This is a genomic window from Flavobacterium sp. KACC 22763, assembly GCF_028736155.1.
GTDB lineage: Bacteria > Bacteroidota > Bacteroidia > Flavobacteriales > Flavobacteriaceae > Flavobacterium.
The window spans coordinates 3079985-3098178 of record NZ_CP117879.1 but is presented as its reverse complement, the minus strand read 5'-3'; the positions used below and the strand labels follow the sequence as shown (position 1 = coordinate 3098178).

The 18194-nt window shown below is 33.4% G+C and carries 12 protein-coding genes and 2 tRNA genes; 8 read left to right on the top strand and 6 right to left on the bottom strand.

What is annotated here, in order from left to right:
* Positions 1 to 51 precede the first annotated feature (51 nt).
* The 4 genes from proS to rpsT all read left to right on the top strand — a co-directional run bounded on the left by proS (position 52) and on the right by rpsT (position 2203).
* The gene (proS, locus tag PQ463_RS12480) at positions 52 to 1530 is read left to right on the top strand and encodes a proline--tRNA ligase (protein WP_274253992.1); all 1479 of its coding nucleotides are present in this window, start codon (positions 52 to 54) and stop codon (positions 1528 to 1530) included.
* A 78-nt stretch (positions 1531 to 1608) separates the two neighbouring features.
* Positions 1609 to 1680 (top strand) — tRNA-Glu (locus tag PQ463_RS12475).
* Between the two features lie 45 nt (positions 1681 to 1725).
* Positions 1726 to 1797: transfer RNA gene (locus tag PQ463_RS12470), tRNA-Glu, on the top strand.
* A gap of 154 nt (positions 1798 to 1951) precedes the next feature.
* The gene (gene rpsT / locus PQ463_RS12465) at positions 1952 to 2203 is read left to right on the top strand and encodes a 30S ribosomal protein S20 (protein WP_073417115.1); all 252 of its coding nucleotides are present in this window, start codon (positions 1952 to 1954) and stop codon (positions 2201 to 2203) included.
* 222 nt (positions 2204 to 2425) lie between these two features.
* Here the strand turns inward: rpsT and PQ463_RS12460 are convergent, their stop codons facing one another.
* Positions 2426 to 2833 carry a response regulator gene (locus PQ463_RS12460; RefSeq protein WP_274253991.1) on the bottom strand — a complete coding sequence of 136 codons (408 nt, stop codon included), beginning with the start codon at positions 2831 to 2833 and terminating at the stop codon, positions 2426 to 2428.
* Positions 2834 to 2838: 5 nt separating this feature from the next.
* Complete coding sequence (locus tag PQ463_RS12455; RefSeq protein ID WP_274253990.1) at positions 2839 to 4548, bottom strand: PAS domain-containing sensor histidine kinase; 1710 nt, start codon at positions 4546 to 4548, stop codon at positions 2839 to 2841.
* A 168-nt stretch (positions 4549 to 4716) separates the two neighbouring features.
* Between PQ463_RS12455 and typA the strand changes: the two genes are divergently transcribed.
* Positions 4717 to 6513 carry a translational GTPase TypA gene (gene typA, locus PQ463_RS12450; RefSeq protein WP_111378311.1) on the top strand — a complete coding sequence of 599 codons (1797 nt, stop codon included), beginning with the start codon at positions 4717 to 4719 and terminating at the stop codon, positions 6511 to 6513.
* Between the two features lie 160 nt (positions 6514 to 6673).
* Here typA and PQ463_RS12445 read toward each other — a convergent pair whose 3' ends face one another.
* Genes PQ463_RS12445 through PQ463_RS12435 form a run of 3 tightly spaced genes read right to left on the bottom strand, consistent with a single transcriptional unit; the run spans position 6674 to position 10793 of the window.
* Positions 6674 to 9028, bottom strand: a complete 2355-nt coding sequence (locus PQ463_RS12445; protein ID WP_274253989.1) for a T9SS type B sorting domain-containing protein — start codon at positions 9026 to 9028, stop codon at positions 6674 to 6676.
* Positions 9029 to 9041: 13 nt separating this feature from the next.
* Positions 9042 to 9878, bottom strand: coding sequence for an ABC transporter permease (locus PQ463_RS12440; RefSeq protein ID WP_111426605.1), 837 nt, complete (start codon positions 9876 to 9878; stop codon positions 9042 to 9044).
* A 3-nt stretch (positions 9879 to 9881) separates the two neighbouring features.
* On the bottom strand, positions 9882 to 10793 hold the full coding sequence (locus PQ463_RS12435) for an ABC transporter ATP-binding protein (protein WP_274253987.1): 912 nt from the start codon (positions 10791 to 10793) through the stop codon (positions 9882 to 9884).
* Positions 10794 to 10899: 106 nt separating this feature from the next.
* Here PQ463_RS12435 and PQ463_RS12430 point away from each other — a divergent pair, with 106 nt between their 5' ends.
* Both PQ463_RS12430 and PQ463_RS12425 read left to right on the top strand, forming a co-directional pair.
* Positions 10900 to 11952: a hypothetical protein gene (locus PQ463_RS12430; protein WP_111378308.1), complete on the top strand. Its 1053-nt coding sequence runs from the start codon at positions 10900 to 10902 to the stop codon at positions 11950 to 11952.
* A gap of 80 nt (positions 11953 to 12032) precedes the next feature.
* Positions 12033 to 12890, top strand: coding sequence for an SdiA-regulated domain-containing protein (locus tag PQ463_RS12425; protein ID WP_274253986.1), 858 nt, complete (start codon positions 12033 to 12035; stop codon positions 12888 to 12890).
* A gap of 136 nt (positions 12891 to 13026) precedes the next feature.
* On the opposite strand, the gene PQ463_RS12420 is transcribed toward PQ463_RS12425, so the two are convergent.
* The gene (locus tag PQ463_RS12420) at positions 13027 to 16758 is read right to left on the bottom strand and encodes a metallophosphoesterase (RefSeq protein ID WP_274253985.1); all 3732 of its coding nucleotides are present in this window, start codon (positions 16756 to 16758) and stop codon (positions 13027 to 13029) included.
* 26 nt (positions 16759 to 16784) lie between these two features.
* On the opposite strand from PQ463_RS12420, the gene PQ463_RS12415 reads away from it, so the two are divergent.
* Positions 16785 to 17972 carry a Pycsar system effector family protein gene (locus PQ463_RS12415; protein ID WP_274253984.1) on the top strand — a complete coding sequence of 396 codons (1188 nt, stop codon included), beginning with the start codon at positions 16785 to 16787 and terminating at the stop codon, positions 17970 to 17972.
* The last annotated feature ends 222 nt before the right edge of the window (positions 17973 to 18194 follow it).

The window sequence follows — 18194 nt, the reverse complement described above, 5'->3', positions numbered from 1 at the left end:
AACTATTTAGTTAAAATTGTTTAAAACAAAATTTGTGCCAAAAAATATAATATGAGTAAGAACCTTACTACAAGATCAGAAGATTATTCGAAATGGTATAACGAACTGGTTGTAAAGGCAGATCTAGCTGAAAATTCAGGAGTTAGAGGATGTATGGTAATTAAGCCATACGGATATGCTATTTGGGAAAAAATGCAAGCTGAGTTAGATCGTATGTTTAAAGAAACTGGACATCAAAATGCGTATTTCCCTTTGTTTGTGCCGAAAAGCATGTTTGAGGCTGAAGAGAAAAATGCTGAAGGATTTGCAAAAGAATGTGCGGTTGTAACGCATTATAGATTAAAAAATGATGAGGAAAGACCAGGTAAATTAATGGTTGATCCGAATGCAAGATTAGAGGAGGAACTTATTGTTCGTCCAACAAGTGAGGCTATTATTTGGTCTACATATAAAGGATGGGTGCAATCTTATAGAGATTTGCCTCTGTTGATTAATCAATGGGCTAATGTGGTTCGATGGGAAATGCGTACGCGCTTGTTCTTAAGAACTGCTGAGTTTTTATGGCAGGAAGGGCATACTGCTCACGCTACAAAAGCAGAAGCTATTGAGGAGTCTGAAAAAATGATGAATGTTTATGCTGATTTTGCTGAGAACTTTATGGCAATTCCAGTTGTTAAAGGTTTTAAGACCGAAACAGAACGTTTTGCTGGTGCTGATGAAACATATTGCATCGAGGCGTTAATGCAAGATGGAAAAGCGTTGCAAGCTGGTACATCTCATTTCTTGGGCCAGAACTTTGCAAAAGCATTTGATGTTAAGTTTGCTAATGCAGAAGGGAAACAAGAACACGTTTGGGGAACTTCTTGGGGAGTATCTACTCGTTTAATGGGAGCGTTAATCATGACGCATTCTGATGATCAAGGATTGGTATTGCCTCCAAATTTGGCTCCAATTCAAGTAGTTATTGTACCTATATATAAGACTGATGAACAATTGGTTCAAATTAGAGAAGCCGTTAAAGATTTAACAGCTAAATTGAGAAAATTGAAAATCACGGTTAAGTTTGATGACAGAACAACTCAAAAGCCAGGATTTAAATTTGCAGAATGGGAATTGAAAGGGGTTCCTGTTCGAATTGCGGTTGGTCCAAAAGATCTAGAGAACGGAACTTTTGAGGTGGCAAGACGAGATAATTTGACAAAAGAGGTTGTTGCTAGCGAAAAAATCGTTGAACATGTAAATGATCTTTTAGAACAGATTCAAACGGACTTATTTACTAAAGCATTAGATTATCGTAATACCCATATTACGGAAGTAAATAGTTTTGAGGAATTTAAAGAAGTTTTAGAAGGAAAAGGAGGCTTTTTATCTGCTCATTGGGATGGGACTGCTGAGACAGAAGAGAAGATAAAAGAATTGACAAAAGCGACAATTCGTTGTATTCCTTTGGATGCTATTGAAGAGGCGGGAACCTGTGTATTTACTGGGAAACCATCTTCTAAAAGAGTGCTTTTTGCTAAGGCGTATTAAAAAAAAATACATTTTTTTGCATTAGGTGTTGCGCAAATAAAAAATAGATGTATCTTTGCATCCGCAATACAGAAGCGCGGTCCGTTCGTCTATCGGTTAGGACGCCAGGTTTTCATCCTGGTAAGGGGGGTTCGATTCCCCCACGGACTACAAGTTATATTACATATTGAAAAGTTTCCAACTTAGGAGAATATTGGTCCGTTCGTCTAGGGGTTAGGACGCCAGGTTTTCATCCTGGTAACAGGGGTTCGATTCCCCTACGGACTACAAAATTAGTTGTAAATAAGTTTTGTAAAACAAAGATTGGTGTCTCGGTTTTTGTTTTATTAGTTAAAACCAAAGTGATTGTTTTACAGTTGTGGGAGGTTTTTCTTTTTTAACTAGTATTTATAATAATTATTACATCTAAAATTAAAAGAAAATGGCAAATCATAAGTCAGCATTAAAAAGAATCAGAAGTAACGAAAAAAGAAGAGTTCTTAACAGATATCAGCATAAAACTACTCGTAATGCTATTAAAGCGTTAAGATTAGCTACTGATAAAGCTGATGCTACTGCAAAATTATCAACTGTAATCTCTATGATTGATAAATTAGCTAAAAAGAACATCATTCATGATAATAAAGCTTCTAACTTGAAGTCTAAATTAACTAAACATGTTGCTAAATTGTAATTAAAACAATTTATTAAAAATATAAAAGTCCTCCAAAAGAGGACTTTTTTTTGTTTTAAATCTAAAATAAAATTCCAACAAAAAAAATCCAAATTCCAATTTTATAAATAGATTGGAATTTGGAATTTTGTTATTTGAGAGATTTAAAAATTTAAACCTTGATTGATTTTGTGTATTGTGGGGTTTTGGGATTTGGAATTTAAAATATTGGGATTTTAAATTTTATAAATCAATTTTCTTTTTAAGGTATTCTAGCATTGGCTGTGTAATTGGTTTGGAAAGAAAATCTATTATAATTGGATATTTTTTTGCTTTGGCAAGATCTTCGGGGTCAATAGTAGAAGATAAGACGATTACTGGAACAGTATTAAACTCTTTGTAATCCGAAGAGGTGAAATGGTCTAGAAATTCCCATCCTCCCATAATAGGCATATTTAAATCTAAAAAAATTAACTCAGGCCTTTTTTTTGTTTTGTCCTTTGCGTATTTTAAGACATTGAAATGATGAAGGGCTTCTTCGCCATTTTGAGCTGTAACAACTTCATGTGAAAATGAAGATTTTGAAATTACCTTTTTGCATAGCATTAATGTTATTGGGTCATCATCAATGCATAAAATCTGCTCAAGCATAGTAATTAATTTTTAAATGTTATCGTAAATGTAGTTCCTTTATTAACTTCACTATCAATAGAGATTGTGCCTCCCATTGTTTCTACTTGCGATTTTACAAGATATAATCCTAAGCCTTTGCTGTCAGGGTAATTATGAAATCTTTGATAAAGGCCAAATACTTTGTCGCGATTTCGTTCAAGGTCAATTCCGATTCCGTTATCTTTAAAGGTTAAGATTGTTCTTTGCTCTATTTGTTCTGCTATTATAGATATTTTTAGTTTTCTGTTTTCTGATTTGTATTTTATAGAGTTGGTTAAGAGATTTAATAAGATACTTTCAATATAGGCCTTATTTGTAATAAGCTCAGGTACTTTGTCAAATTTAAGTTTAATTATTGGTTTGTGTAACTCGATTTGAAAAGATAATTGGCTAAATACGTTTTCAAAAACTTCTTTTAAAGATACTTCTTCTTTTTGCATAGAAGGATTGTCTTTAATGATAATAACTTTTACTAAATCATTGATGGTTTCATTTAGCAAATGTGTTGATTTTGTAAAGCCTGCTAATATTTCTTCAAGCTCTTCATTTTCTATAGGTATGTCTTCTATTAAATTTAAAAGTCCAATCAAATTAGAAAGTGGTGCTCTAAGATTGTGTGACGTGATATAAGAGAATTGTTTTAAATCTTTATTGTTTTGGGTTAATTCTCGAATAAGATGTTCTTTTTCTGTTTCCAGTTTTTTCTCGTCTGTAATATCCCTCTGTATTGAAATCCAGTGAGAAATGATGCCTTCATTATTAAAGATAGGAATCATAGAAAAACGAACCCAGTATTCTTCTTTACTTTTGGTGTAAGTAATGGTTTCAATTAGGCATTCTTCTTCATTTTTTATGGCTCTTAAAAGTTTCTTTAATTCGTCAGAATCTGATTTCGGCCCTTTAAAAATGTTTGGCGATTTTCCAATAATTTCATTGGACTGATAACCTGACATTTGAGAAAATGCAGGATTCACGTAAACTATTTTTGGTATTTTTCTTTCAGAAGAATTGGCCTCGGTAATTAAAATAGAATCTTTAGATTGCGTAATTACAGTTTCCAAAAGTTTTAATCGCTGCTCTTCTTCTTTTTGCTTCGTAATATCCTGAATAGCTCCAATCATTCTAATGGCTCTGCCATTTTCATCTTTCAGTAAAAAACCTCGATCCAAAACATATTTATATGATCCATCTGCGCATCTAAAACGGTATTGATCCTGCCATTTTTCTGTTTTTTGTTCTATAAAAGAATATAGCTTTATTGACATTCGGATGCTGTCTTCTGGGTGAATTTTGTCAAACCACCATTTAGAAGTTTTGCCCACTTCTGCTGGATCGTAACCAAAGACACCTTCAATTCCTTTGTTCCAATTAATACTGTCCTCTTGAATTTTCCAATCCCAAATCGTATCGCTAGTCGCTTTCGCTACAATGTCATATTTCTCATTAGATTCTTTTATTTCTTCGTTGGTTTTGTTTAATTTTTCAAAAATGGTTATGTTTCGTTTTTCGTTTTTTGAAAGAATAAGACTGAAAACCAATACTGTAATTAGAATAAATATTACGTCTTTTATTAAAGAGAAGTATAAGTATTCTGAAGAAGAAAAGTAGGTTATGAGTAATTTATGACATAAGACCGCCATAATTATCGAGATGATGGTATAAATAAGAGTAATTTGGAGAGTTTTACTTTTCATCACCTCAAATATAGTTAATTTAACTATAACAGAACGTATCTTAATGTCATTTTGAAAACGATATTTTTATGATTTATATTAACTAATTGATTGTATATACGCAAACTATGGCAGAAACATTTTTTTTTAAAAAATAAAGTGTACCTTTGCGCCCATTAAAAATCACAGATGGAATCTATTAGAAACATTGCAATTATTGCCCACGTCGATCACGGTAAAACAACTTTGGTTGATAAAATTATGTATCACTGTCAGTTATTTCGTGAGAACGAAAACACAGGTGATTTAATCTTAGATAATAATGATTTAGAGCGCGAGAGAGGTATTACAATTACTTCTAAAAACGTATCTGTTCAATATAAAGGAACAAAAATCAATATTATCGACACTCCTGGCCACGCCGATTTTGGAGGTGAAGTAGAACGTGTATTGAACATGGCCGATGGTGTATGTTTGCTAGTTGATGCTTTTGAAGGACCAATGCCTCAAACTCGTTTCGTTTTGCAAAAAGCGATCGATTTAGGATTGAAGCCTTGTGTGGTTATCAACAAAGTAGATAAAGAAAACTGTACTCCTGAAGAAGTTCACGAAAAAGTTTTTGACCTAATGTTCGAATTAGGAGCTACTGAAGAGCAGTTAGATTTCCCAGCTGTTTACGGTTCTGCTAAAAACAACTGGATGTCTGATGATTGGAAAAATCAAACAGAAAACATTGAGCCATTATTAGACATGGTTATTGCTAATGTTCCAGCTCCTAAAGTTTCTGAAGGTACTCCACAAATGTTGATTACTTCTTTAGATTTCTCTTCATTTACAGGTCGTATCGCTATCGGACGTCTTGAAAGAGGTACTTTAAAAGAAGGAATGCCAATTTCTTTAGTAAAAAGAGATGGTAAAATCATCAAATCTAGAATTAAAGAATTACACACTTTTGAAGGTTTAGGTCGTAGAAAAGTAGAAGAGGTTGTTGCTGGAGATATTTGTGCTGTTGTAGGTATTGAAGGTTTTGAAATTGGTGATACTATTGCAGATTTTGAAAATCCAGAAGCTTTACAAACTATTGCTATCGACGAGCCAACAATGAGTATGTTGTTTACAATTAACGATTCTCCTTTTTTTGGTAAAGAAGGTAAATTTGTTACTTCTCGTCATATCCGCGAAAGATTAACAAAAGAGCTTGAGAAAAACTTAGCGATGAAAGTTGGAGAAACTGATTCTGCTGATAAATTCATGGTTTTTGGTCGTGGTGTACTTCACTTATCTGTTCTTATTGAAACAATGAGAAGAGAAGGGTATGAGCTTCAAATTGGTCAGCCACAAGTTATCATCAAAGAAGTTGATGGTGTTAAATGTGAGCCAATTGAAGAATTAACGATCGACTTGCCAGAAAACCTTTCAGGTAGAGCGGTTGAGTTTGTAACTATCCGTAAAGGGGAAATGCTTTCTATGGAAGGTAAAGGTGAGCGTATGATTATTAAATTCAACATTCCATCTCGTGGAATCATTGGTTTAAGAAATCAATTGCTTACTGCTACTGCTGGTGAGGCTATTATGGCACACCGTTTCATCGGATACGAACCATACAAAGGAGAAATTCCTGGACGTAACAACGGTTCATTAATCTCTATGGAAAACGGAAAAGCTATTCCTTACTCTATCGATAAATTACAAGATCGTGGTAAATTCTTCGTTGATCCTAACGAGGATATCTATGAAGGTCAGGTAATTGGAGAAAATACTCGTAGCGACGATATGACAGTTAACGTTACTAAAACGAAAAAACTTTCTAACGTACGTTCTTCTGGAGCTGATGATAAAGCTAGAATTATTCCAGCTATCAAATTCTCTTTAGAGGAAGCTTTAGAGTATATCCAAAAAGATGAGTACGTTGAAGTAACTCCAAAATCTTTACGTTTAAGAAAGATTTACTTAAGTGAAACTGATAGAAAAAGATACAAAATCTAATTAGTTTAACTTTCAATATAAAAAATCCCAAATTCCAATTTCATGGAGTTTGGGATTCTTTTTTATGATTAATTGAAATTGCTTTTTGCAATTGGAATGTGAGTTTAGATTTCTGACTAAGTATTGGAATTTGGAATTTCAGAATTTGGATTTTAAAACATTATCTTTTCAAACTAAAATGTCCTTTCACATTTTTTCCGTCAACAAATAAAAGAGTAAACCAATAATCGTCTGAAGGCATTTCTCTTCCGTTGAAAATTCCGTTCCAGCCTGATCCATTTTGGTTCATTTGCTTTAATAATTTTCCGTAGCGATCAAAAATAGAGATAGTATAATCTGGCATTTGGTCAATGTTTTTAATTACCCATAAATCATTGTAGCCATCTCCATTTGGAGTAAAGAAACGTGGATAATCTAAAACATATATTTGAAACACATTAGAAGGACCACAACCATTTTTGTCTCTAGCAATCGCATTGTAAACTCCCGGACTTATTTGTGTGAAAGTTGGATCGTCTTGAAAAACAGTTCCATCCAAAGAAAATTCATAATTTCCAACACCAGTATAGAGAATTTTTACAGAATTGTCTATTCCAGAGAAATCTTTTACATCTGCTCCTGTAATTGTAGCTGGTTCAGATAAAATTACTTTGAATTTTTTAGTTTTTGGACACCCATTTGCATCTGTTACAGTTACGGAGTAATCGCCAGCACTACTAACAGGAATTGAATTTGTTGTGCTGCCATTATTTGACCATGAGTAACTGCTAAAACCTGTAGCAACAGATAATGTTATTTGATCTCCTTTGCAAAGATATTGCGTCTCATCTTCAAAATTTGGAGGGTCGAAGGTGTGGACAATTAATTCTATAGGAGTGATATCATAACAATCGGAACCATTTACTGCACGAGCATAAATAGTCTGGCTGTTTGGCGTAGTATTTTTGAAAATATTCGGCAGCTGATTTGTTTCTGTAACTGCATCAGAAGCTGTCAAAAAATAATTGACTACTAATCCAGGAGGCAAACTTGTTAAAATTTGAGGAGTTACCTCTTGTTCTAGATTAAATTGATATAATCCGTCTTGAGTTTCGTCTTCGTCACATTTCGCTATTGGAGATTGATCTGGAATTACAGTGCTGGAAACATTAAGTGTAATTTGAGCTATCGCACTGCAACCAAACGTATTTTCAATCCTTGCAAAAATGATTTGATTTGGCGTTTTATTGGTATAACGTTGCGGATTTAAAATTGGATTTGTTTTTGCCTGTGCATCGGCCAGAGTCTCGTAATATCCTTGATTGATAATTTGCGAGTTATTGTTTTTTACAATATTAGCAACTTTAGTCAAATCAAAAATAGTAATACCATCAGCATCATCATCACATTGTAGCAAAGAAGTATTGGTTGATTGAATTTGAGGTGTAAACTCAACTGTAATTTCTCCAACAGAAATACATGTTGTAGTAGCCAAATTTGCTTCAACTTTGTACGTTCCAGTTGCTTGTACAGCATAGGAGGAAGATGTTGCTCCTGGAATTTGAACGTAATTATTGGAAGCATCTTTTTTGAACCATTTGAAAGTATATATTGCAGAGTTTAAATTGGTATCTAATACATAATTTTCGCCAAAACAAATTGGATTATTGTTAGCTACTGTTCTATCGTCACCAAAATTTATTTTTGTTACAAAACTGCCTGCCTCAATAAAAACTGCCGAGTTGTATTGTCTTGTGGCATCATCGGCAACAACCAATTTTAAATGGTATTTTTTACCTGGAATGACATCTGTAAAAGCATTCATTACTGTAGTTTGACCAGCATAATTAATAGGACTTGTAGCTGTATTATAGCCATTAAAGTAGTTCTCGTTTACAGCTTCGCATCCTATCAATGGTTCTCCGCCACTGCCATTTATCGTATTAATTTTAGGGTGAACTGTTGTAGCAGAAACCGCGGTTGTAGAATTGGGTAAAACCGCGAGATTTTTATAATTTTCACTGCCTCCTGCTTCTTTAATCAAGAACGCAAATCCGTCTGAATAAATACAGGGAAAATTATTTTGATATTCATTTGAAGCAAAAATATAATTGAAGCTTATTGAATTGGTTAGGGCCACAAAATCAAATTCTAAAAATGTTGCTTGTGTACTGTTGCTAATTCCTAAAGCTTGATTAAGGTCAGGGTCACCATTCCAGCCCGGCACTTGTGTACCTTTTGAGTCTTGCTGGTTATAAGGACCTTCTGCTTTTTTACTTGGTGAGGTGCTTAAAATTATTCCGCTAGAAAATGGAAAATTTGCACCTGCTGTAAAAGAGCCGTAACTCTGCTGGTTTGGCGTTGGATTTCCTGATGCATTGACACTTTCAGTATCAATGCAAGAACTATTAATTAAAACATTCTGAATTAAATCAGTTGGGGTTGCAGTAGAATTTACAGAAATATTCTGTGCACTGATTTGATTGCCAAAACAGCACAAAATGAAAATTATAAATAAAATTCTTGAAGGACTCATAGTAACAAATATACTACAAATCTCTATTTTTTAATAATTTGTAAGAAAAATAAATGAATAGAAAAGTCCAAATCAAAACAATAAATACGGCTAAATAATCAACACTAAAATCAGTTTCAGTTTCAATTCCCATTTGTGTCCCAATATTTTTAACTACAGATAATCTTGGGCCCGGATTGACAATTAAATTTGACATTGATTCTAATGGGAAAAACTGCATGATTTTCTGATTAGTGTTGCTGTCAGGAAAAACCTTAAATGCCAAAATACCTTTAATAATGCCTTCAAGAATATTCCAAACTAAAAGAAAGCCTAAAGCAAAAGCAGAACGTTTTACTAAGATTCCTAAAAATAAACAGAAAGAAAAGAATCCGGTCAATTTTACAAAAAAGGCTAGAAGATAATCTAAATCGCTAAAGATAATACCAAATTCGGTGTAAGAAGAAAAGCATAGCCCTAAAATTAAACTCATTGCAAAAACAAAAACAGTAGAGGCAAAAGCAAATAAAACTACGGTTAAAAATTTGGATAAAATAAATTCCTTTTTGCTAAGACCATCAATTAAATTTTGCTTTAAAGTTCCGTAGCTATATTCATTGGCCATCATCGAAACAATTACAATAGCTAAAAAGAATTTCATCCAAGCGGCAACGTAAGTATTGAAATGCCAGATAAAAGGGAAATTAAAAATTCCCATTTCTGCCAAATGAAATTTGAAAGGACCTATGTCAAATTTTATTGCTGCAATTAAGGCTATAAAAGAAAGTAATATAAAATAAGTTAGAGTTAATATTTTACTGGCTTTGTTCATCCAGATTTTTTGCAATTCTATAGAAAGAAGTCTTTTCATGGTTTAGTTTTTTTGAGCGATAGCGTTTTTGGTTAATTCTAAAAATTGTGCTTCCAGACTGTTTTTACGTTTTACTAAATGGCTTAAAACAATGTTTTTAGAAAACAAAAACTGATTTAATTCTGAAGCCGATAAATTAGAATTTAGGTAAACTAAAACTTTATCATGTTCTTCAGCAATTCTATCAACAGCAGGATGTTCGGCTAAAACAGTTTTTAAAACTAAATTATTATCGGCTTGCAGCTCAAAGAAACCTTCGTTAGAAGACATTCCATCAACAGGGCCAGAATATAAAACTTCACCTTTTCTTAAAACAATTACTTGCGAGCATACTTTTTCGACTTCATCCAATAAATGCGAAGCAAGCAGAATAGTCGTTCCTTGCGATGCGATTTTTTTTATGATATCACGAATTTGATGAATTCCTTGTGGATCTAATCCGTTGGTTGGTTCATCTAAAATTAAAATTTCAGGATCGTTCAAAAGTGCCGATGCAATAGCTAGACGCTGTTTCATACCCAATGAAAAAGTACTGAACTTACTGTCTTTTCTTTCGCTTAAACCCACTAATTCCAACTTTTCATTGACTTTAGAATAGTTGATGTTTTTGATTTTGCAAACCAATTTTAAGTTTTGCTCGGCTGTCATGTACGGATAGAAATTAGGTCTTTCTATAATGGCGCCCACTTTTTTCAACGCGTCATGAGTTTCAACATTGCCATCAAACCAGCGATAATCGCCAGACGATTTATTGACAACATTCAATACAATTCCCAATGTAGTCGATTTTCCGCTGCCGTTTGGCCCTAGAATGCCATAAACGCGACCTTTTTGTATTTGAAAAGATACATTTTTCAAAGCCTGAATGCGGCCGTATCTTTTGCTTAAATTCTCAATGGTTAATATGGTTTCCAAATTTTTCTGGTTTTAGTTTTTAGTATGACGAGCCAAGTTGATTTTTGTTACTTTAAATTCTAACTTTAAATCGTATTGACGTAAATTTGTAATAAAGATATTCAAAATGAGCGAGCCTTTAATGGTTTTAAAAAAACCGTCTTACCCTTTAACACAGCCACTTTTAAGTTATTTAGAGCGATACGAGCGTATTTCTAAAGTTTCTGTGTTTTATGATGACTTGCTTCGTTTTTCGGGTTCTATAAATGTTTATGATAAGAATGATACAGACACGCTTTGGATTCGGGTATATTATGGCGAATTTGAGCGTAATGAAATTGATTTGAATCTAAAGAAAATATATTCACTTCTGCATTCTGATGGTAATAGCGAAATTATTCAATATCTAAATGTTGATGCCATTGACTATTGTACTTTCGGAAATTCAAAACCTTTTAGAATTAAAGTCCGAAATATTCTCAATGATAACTATGTTCATTTTTATATCAAAAAAGCAGATGCTTCCCGTATTTACGGATTAGAACTAGAAGATATTCTTTCGCCAGATAAAATCAACTTTCTGGTTTATAAAGACACTCTAATCGAAGAGCATATTATCGGAATTCCAGGCGATGTTTTTATGGATACTTTGCTTGATAAATGTAGTGAAATGGAAAAAGCACAAATAGCAAAAGAATTTGTGAAATTTAATGAACGTTGTATGATTCGGCTTTTAGGCGACATGCGTGCGTACAATTATGTAATTGTCCCGATTCACGATTTTGATCAAGTAGTCTATAAAATTCGTCCAATCGATTTTGATCAGCAATGTTACGAGGGGAATTTTAAAGTGTATCGTCCGCAGTTTTTCAAGGAAAACTTTCCAATGATTCAATTGATTAAAGAGAAATTAGAAGAACGTTCGATTATTCAATATAAAGATGAAGAGAGAGCGATTTTGGCAAAACGTATTCATTCTGCCGAAACGAGAATCAAAAAATTGCTGAATATTATGTGCCACGATACCATTTCAACGCAAGAACATTTACTGCAATTAAAAATGGAATTATACCGTTATACAAACGATATGAAATTCAAAAACGCAAAATCAATGGGGCACATCATGCACGCCGCATTTGAATTTATTACCCGTAATTTTAAAAACACTAACTTAGTTTAAATCATTTCACCATATAAGATATATAAGTTTAATTAAGCCTGTCTTTTTAAATTAACTTATATGGTTCAAAAAATAGTTTTATGAAAAAATCTTTCCTAATTATCTGTTCAATTGTTTTATTGGCTTGCCAGAAACAATCTGGTTCTGATTTAAAAGAACTTTATTCGCTTCCGAAAAAATTAAAAGAAGTTTCTGGAATAACTTACTTTCCCGAAACGCAAACGCTTTATACTTTGGAAGACAGCGGAAATAAAAATGCGATTTATGCTATCGATTCTAAAGGGAAATTGGCAAAAACCATTACGATTTCAAACGCTACAAATGTTGATTGGGAAGATATTACAAAAGATAAAACTGGAAATATCTACATTGGAGATTTTGGAAATAATGATAACGAAAGAAGAGATTTGTGCATTTATAAAGTAGCAAAAAATCAACTGAATAGTGATGTCGCTAAAACGGAATATAAAATTTCATTTTCGTATCCGGAACAAAAAGAATTTCCTCCAAAGAAAAAAGAAATGTTTTTCGATGTTGAAGGCTTCTTCGAACAAGGCGGTTATTTCTATCTTTTTACCAAAAACAGAAGTAAAGGTTTTGACGGAACAGCTTTTATCTACAAAATCAAAAATGCTGCAGGAACTCAAAAAGCAGTTAAAATAGGAGAGTTTAAAACCTGCAGTAATTATAATCATTGCGTTCTTACGAGTGCAACAATTAGTCCCGATGGGAAAAAAGTAGCTTTACTTAGTCACGATAAAGTGCTTTTGTTTAAAGGCTTTAAAGGAGATTTATATCATAAAGGAACTCAAACAGAGTTAAATTTAAATCACTTTTCACAAAAAGAAGCGATCGTTTTTAAAGATAATAATACGTTACTAATCGCCGACGAAAAAACAAACAAAATAGGAGGAAAGCTCTACGAGTTTAAGCTTTAAGTTACTAAGTCAAAAGTTAGCCACGAATTACACTAATTTTCACGAATTATATTTAAATAAAAATTAGTGGAAATTAGTGTAATTCGTGGCTATAAAAACTTTGTTACTTTGAGCCTTTGCAACTTTGAACCTACAGCTAGAAGCTGTAAGCGGCTCCAAAAATCAATCTTCCAATTTCGTCTGGAGATTTAAAATATGAGATTCTTGCTGTAATCACATTTATGGCATTCAGCCAAAGTCCGCCGCCGTAATCTTGGTGCCATTTTTTAGAATTTTCACCATCAAGCCAAACCCTTCCGTAGTCAAAACCTCCTAAAATTCCATACGTAAAAGGCACAATCGTTTTACGGATTTTTCCGATGCTTAAACGCAAATCAGAGCTTTGAGAGAAATATGAACTTCCTAAGAAACGCTCATTTCTATAACCACGCAAATCGGTATCACCACCTAAAGAAGCACCTTGATAGAATTCATAATTATTATTAAAAATAGCTTTTCCTTTAAAGTAAGTTGCTAAAATCAATTTTCCGTTATGATCAATTTTATGAGTAAAACCTAAGAAACTTTCCAAAGTAGGGAAATTTTTCTTTGTGTCATCTAAGTTCGTCGTCCAAGTTGCAGCAATCATAAAAGCCATTCCTAAAGTTGGTTTTGCTGCGAAATCTGAATTTTTAAATTGATATTTTACTTTTAAACTTCCGTAATTCTGACTATCAAATACCTCAGGATTTACAATTCCTGGGATATTAATGTATCTGTTTTCGGTATCTTCAACTGTCATTCTCTGGAAGATTGGCTGAATGCTAAACTCGCTTCCATATCTTCCTACATGACGAATGGCACCCGAAGCATTAAATTTTCTAATGCGTACACGATTGTAATCCATTCCTAGATCATCATCGTATTGCGATTCATTTCCGTAGCCAAAATAGTTCATGGCAAAATTCGGAGTCGTATACAATGATTCCACATCAATGACCCATTTTCCTAATAAGCCAGGGAAATGCGCCGCATAATTAAACTCTAAACCACCAGTAGCAAAATAGTAGAAAGCATTAAAAATATGTTTTTGTGTGTACGGATTTTGCTTAAAATTATTAACGGTATAATTTACGTTAACTCCTACTTTTACACCGTCATCTGGATTATATCCAATATTTGGAAGACCAGAAACTACATTATATTTAGGTTTTTCGTAATTGTAAGCATTAACATCGTAATCGTCTGTAAGCTGTGTTTGCGTTTTAGAATCTAGATTGTATGTGTTTTCTTTTGATTTGAAATCGTAAACAATAACCTTTCTTCCGTTTTCAATATTATAAGTATCGTTGTTCTGACCTCCAATCAAACGAATTTTAATGCTAGATTTTTCGTTTCCTTTTACTTCAAAAACATCATTGTCGTCTAGTCCGTAAATCCAAAGATTTTTGGTTTTATCATCGGTTATGTTTTTAGTATAAAGTAATTCATCACCTTCTTTTTTGATTCTGAAAACCTGAATTTCAATTCCTTTCTTCACATTATGATTCAAAACAAATTTGTCTTTTTTGTCTGTTCCAGCAATCATAACAGTCCTATCTAACACTTCAGAATACTCGCGAGCATATTTCTGAAGATCTTTTTTTCTGCTTTTTAGCTTTGCTTTAATTTCATCAACCGTTTCGTCTTGAACTTCTTTAGGCATATTTTTAAAAGCCAAATCGATATCTGCATCTGTTAAGTTCTCCTGAATATATTTGGCTTGTTCAACCCATTCTTTTTCTCCAGCAGTTTTTAGAAATGCCAAATCCATTGGATAAGGTTCTCTTCCAAGCCATTTTACATTGATTCTGTCGCCTTTAAAAGTTCGCATATGACGAAGAGGAGGCATATTCATTATAAGTGAAAGCAAAGCGCCATCATATTTCACAAAAGCCTGATCACGATCTCTCGGAATAGGTCTGTAGATTACTTTTCCATCTTCTTTGTATTCAGCCCAACGCCATTGATCACTGTGACGATCCCAATCACCCAAAAGAATATCAAACAAACGCGCCTTAATATATTCTTTTTCATCAACAGTATATTTTTCATCTTTATGAAGGTTCAGCATCATATCATCAGTTCCAATGATATTGCTTGGCTTTCCGAAATTTTTTCCGTCAAGATGATTATCTGCAGGTCTTTCTTCAACCATATATAATTGGTCTCCAAAACTTGCATTAAATTCGCCTAAACCATTTTGTTTCGGAATATAATATAAAATAGGATTCGTATGTCTAAGTCCAATTTGATCAGACATGCTTCCGATTGCAAAAGAAGAATAAGGGTGAGAAGTAGTATAAAAATCAAACAAGAAATCTTCGGCGTATGTTTTTTCAAATTCATTTACCACATATTGATCTTTAAAAGCCACTGACTGCAAAAATACGGTCGCACTTTTCTTCATCGCACGCATGATGTATTCACGCCCTTGAGGATCAGACATTCTCAAAGAAACAGATTGATGCCCTCCGCCTTCGCGAATTGGTTTTAAGCCTCCTTTTAAAGTATCAACGGTAGCCGTTGTAGCTTCAATTGGCATACTGTAATATTTTCTGTAATGCTGACCGAATAAAAATCTGTGAAATGCCCCTTTTCGAGTCATTTCTGGAGAATAAATCGAAGTGGTTACTTTTGCAGGAAACTTGTTCGGAATATCTGAAGCCCAATTAATTTCTTTGGCTTTTATTATTTCGCGTTCAAAAAGAAGCTTTTCTTTGCCGTTTTCATTTCCATAAAAAGAAACTTTCGCATCTCCGCTTTTAAACATAGTTAAAGTAGCATAACCATTTCCGCCATATGAAAAGTCATACGGGCTAATAGCTCTAGCGGCTTCCGATTTTGATCCAGCGCCACTGATAATCTGCTGGATATTTTCTTTGCTTATATATTGCAGGTTATGATCGTGACCTGAAACGACAATTACATTTTTCTGTTTTTGCAAAAGCGTTTTAATTCTTTTAGTATAAATCGTATATTGTTTGTTTTGAATATCCTGCGGATTAACGCCAGAAGTTTTTCGCAATAAATTAATAAACGAACCAATTACTGGAAGCGGAATTTTTTGCTCTAAAGGGAATAATTGTTTTTCTAATGAAAATTGTCCGCCATGTGTTCCGTTGCTTAATAACGGATGATGTATAGCTAAAACAACGGTTTTTTCTTGATTTTTGTTTAAAAGACCTTCTAGCTCTTCAAAAAAAGCTTCTCGGGTCTTAATTTCACAATTGTCATTTATAGTTGGGTGATCGTTCCAATCTTCAAGAAACCATTCACTATCAACAGCTATCAGAGTAGTAGTACTGTCAATTTTTGTGTTTTCAATTGGGCAGGATTTTCTTGGAAGAAAACCTTTTTTATCATCTAAATATTTGGCTACAAAATCAGCCTGACGTTCTAGGCCTTTGATGCCGCTATACCAATCATGATTTCCTGGAATGACAACTGTTTTTCCTTTAAAACCTTTCGTTAATTTTAATTGATTGGTCAATTTAGTTTCCGCTAAAGCCTTGTCTTCAGGATGTTTGTCACTCGGAAAGCCTTTTGGATAAATATTATCGCCCAAGAACAGCAATGTCGATTTTTTGTTCGCCTTTTTTAGCTTTTGATGCAGAAGTTCTAACGTTTGCTGTGCCTGTTCTTCATCGGCATTTCCAGCATCGCCAACAAGAAAAAAAGTATGTGCAATTTTTATGGTATCTGTTGCGTTTTCTGTTTCGTTGGCGCTTACACTTTTTCCATATTGCGGTTTACGTGTTGCACAGGAATAAACGATGAATAGTGTCGCTATTGCTAATAAACAGTTTTTAATCTTAGCAATAAAATGATTATCCAAAAACAATTTCATAATTTAGTGGTATAAAAATATTCTTTATGAATCTAATAGAACAATCCGAGGATTTTGTCGGTAATTTACTCAAAGATAAACTTTCTAATTTATATTCTTACCATAATTTTAATCATACTTTTACGGTTGTTACAGCAGTAAAAGAACTTTGCAAAAAAGAAGATGTAAGCGGTGAGGATAAGGAAGCGCTTTTGGTGGCTGCGTGGTTTCACGACACTGGATATATTGAAGGGTATGAAAATCATGAAAAGAAAAGCACCGAAATTGCTGCTGAGTTTTTGCGCGAAAAAGGAAAATCGGAAGAATTTATCGCACTTGTTGCGAGTTTAATTTTGGCTACAGTTAAAGAATATGAGCCTAAAACGCATCTTGAAAAAATTATTAGAGATGCAGATTACGCCCATTTAATGGGAGCTGAATATGCCACAACTTGCGAATTACTTCGTTTGGAATTAAAAAATGCTGGAATTGTAAGCTTTTCTAATGAAGAATGGACTAGAGAAAATCTTAATTTTTTATTGAATAAACACAGATTCTACACAGACTATGCCTTGAGAAAATGGCAACCTCTGAAAGAAAAAAATCTATTATTAATTCAGAAAAAAATAAACAAACAGGAATTGAAAGCTGCCGCTGCACTAGAAGAAGAAAATAAAAAAAGAGAAAAAGCTGAAAAAGCTGATAAACCAGATCGCGGAATTGATACTCTATTTCGTGTCACTCTCGGAAATCATACACGTTTAAGTGGAATTGCCGATAGTAAAGCCAATATTCTATTGTCGGTAAATGCGATTATTATCTCGATTGCATTATCATCTATTATTCCAAAACTAGATAGTCCGAAAAATGCGCATTTGGTTGTACCGACGTTTATTATGCTGATGTCTAGTGTAATTACGATTATTTTTGCGATTCTTTCGACACGTCCAAAAGTTACATCAGGATTTTTCACCAGAGATGATGTGGAAGCTAAGAAAGTGAATTTGATGTTTTTTGGAAATTTCTACAAAATGCCTCTCGAAGATTACGATTGGGCAATGAATGAAATGATGAAAGACCGAGATTATCTGTATTCAACCATGATCAAAGATTTGTATTACTTGGGATTGGTTTTGCAGCGAAAATATAATTTACTGCGAATTGCCTATAACTTTTTTATGTTCGGAATTATCATAACGGTAATTGCGTTTGTGATTGCTTTTAAATCTATTTAAAATTTTAGACGCTGATTTTACGGATTCGCTATCGCGAAAACGCGGATGAACACAGATTCTTTTTCTGATTTATTTTAGATTGAAAAAAATTCGTTTTTTTCCGCGTTTTCGCGATAGCGAATCTGTTTTATCCGTGTCTAGAGAACTTTGACAAATTTTTTAACAAAAATATTTTTAAACACATAGAAACATAGTTTTTTCTTTATCTACAAAGAATAAAGA

What these genes read in the sequence shown, in the direction of transcription:
- proS (WP_274253992.1), top strand. Translation starts at nt 52, where the DNA reads ATGAGTAAGAACCTTACTACAAGATCAGAAGATTATTCGAAATGGTAT.
- rpsT (WP_073417115.1), top strand. Translation starts at nt 1,952, where the DNA reads ATGGCAAATCATAAGTCAGCATTAAAAAGAATCAGAAGTAACGAAAAA.
- PQ463_RS12460 (WP_274253991.1), bottom strand. Translation starts at nt 2,833, where the DNA reads ATGCTTGAGCAGATTTTATGCATTGATGATGACCCAATAACATTAATG.
- PQ463_RS12455 (WP_274253990.1), bottom strand. Translation starts at nt 4,548, where the DNA reads ATGAAAAGTAAAACTCTCCAAATTACTCTTATTTATACCATCATCTCG.
- typA (WP_111378311.1), top strand. Translation starts at nt 4,717, where the DNA reads ATGGAATCTATTAGAAACATTGCAATTATTGCCCACGTCGATCACGGT.
- PQ463_RS12445 (WP_274253989.1), bottom strand. Translation starts at nt 9,028, where the DNA reads ATGAGTCCTTCAAGAATTTTATTTATAATTTTCATTTTGTGCTGTTTT.
- PQ463_RS12440 (WP_111426605.1), bottom strand. Translation starts at nt 9,878, where the DNA reads ATGAAAAGACTTCTTTCTATAGAATTGCAAAAAATCTGGATGAACAAA.
- PQ463_RS12430 (WP_111378308.1), top strand. Translation starts at nt 10,900, where the DNA reads ATGAGCGAGCCTTTAATGGTTTTAAAAAAACCGTCTTACCCTTTAACA.
- PQ463_RS12425 (WP_274253986.1), top strand. Translation starts at nt 12,033, where the DNA reads ATGAAAAAATCTTTCCTAATTATCTGTTCAATTGTTTTATTGGCTTGC.
- PQ463_RS12420 (WP_274253985.1), bottom strand. Translation starts at nt 16,758, where the DNA reads ATGAAATTGTTTTTGGATAATCATTTTATTGCTAAGATTAAAAACTGT.
- PQ463_RS12415 (WP_274253984.1), top strand. Translation starts at nt 16,785, where the DNA reads ATGAATCTAATAGAACAATCCGAGGATTTTGTCGGTAATTTACTCAAA.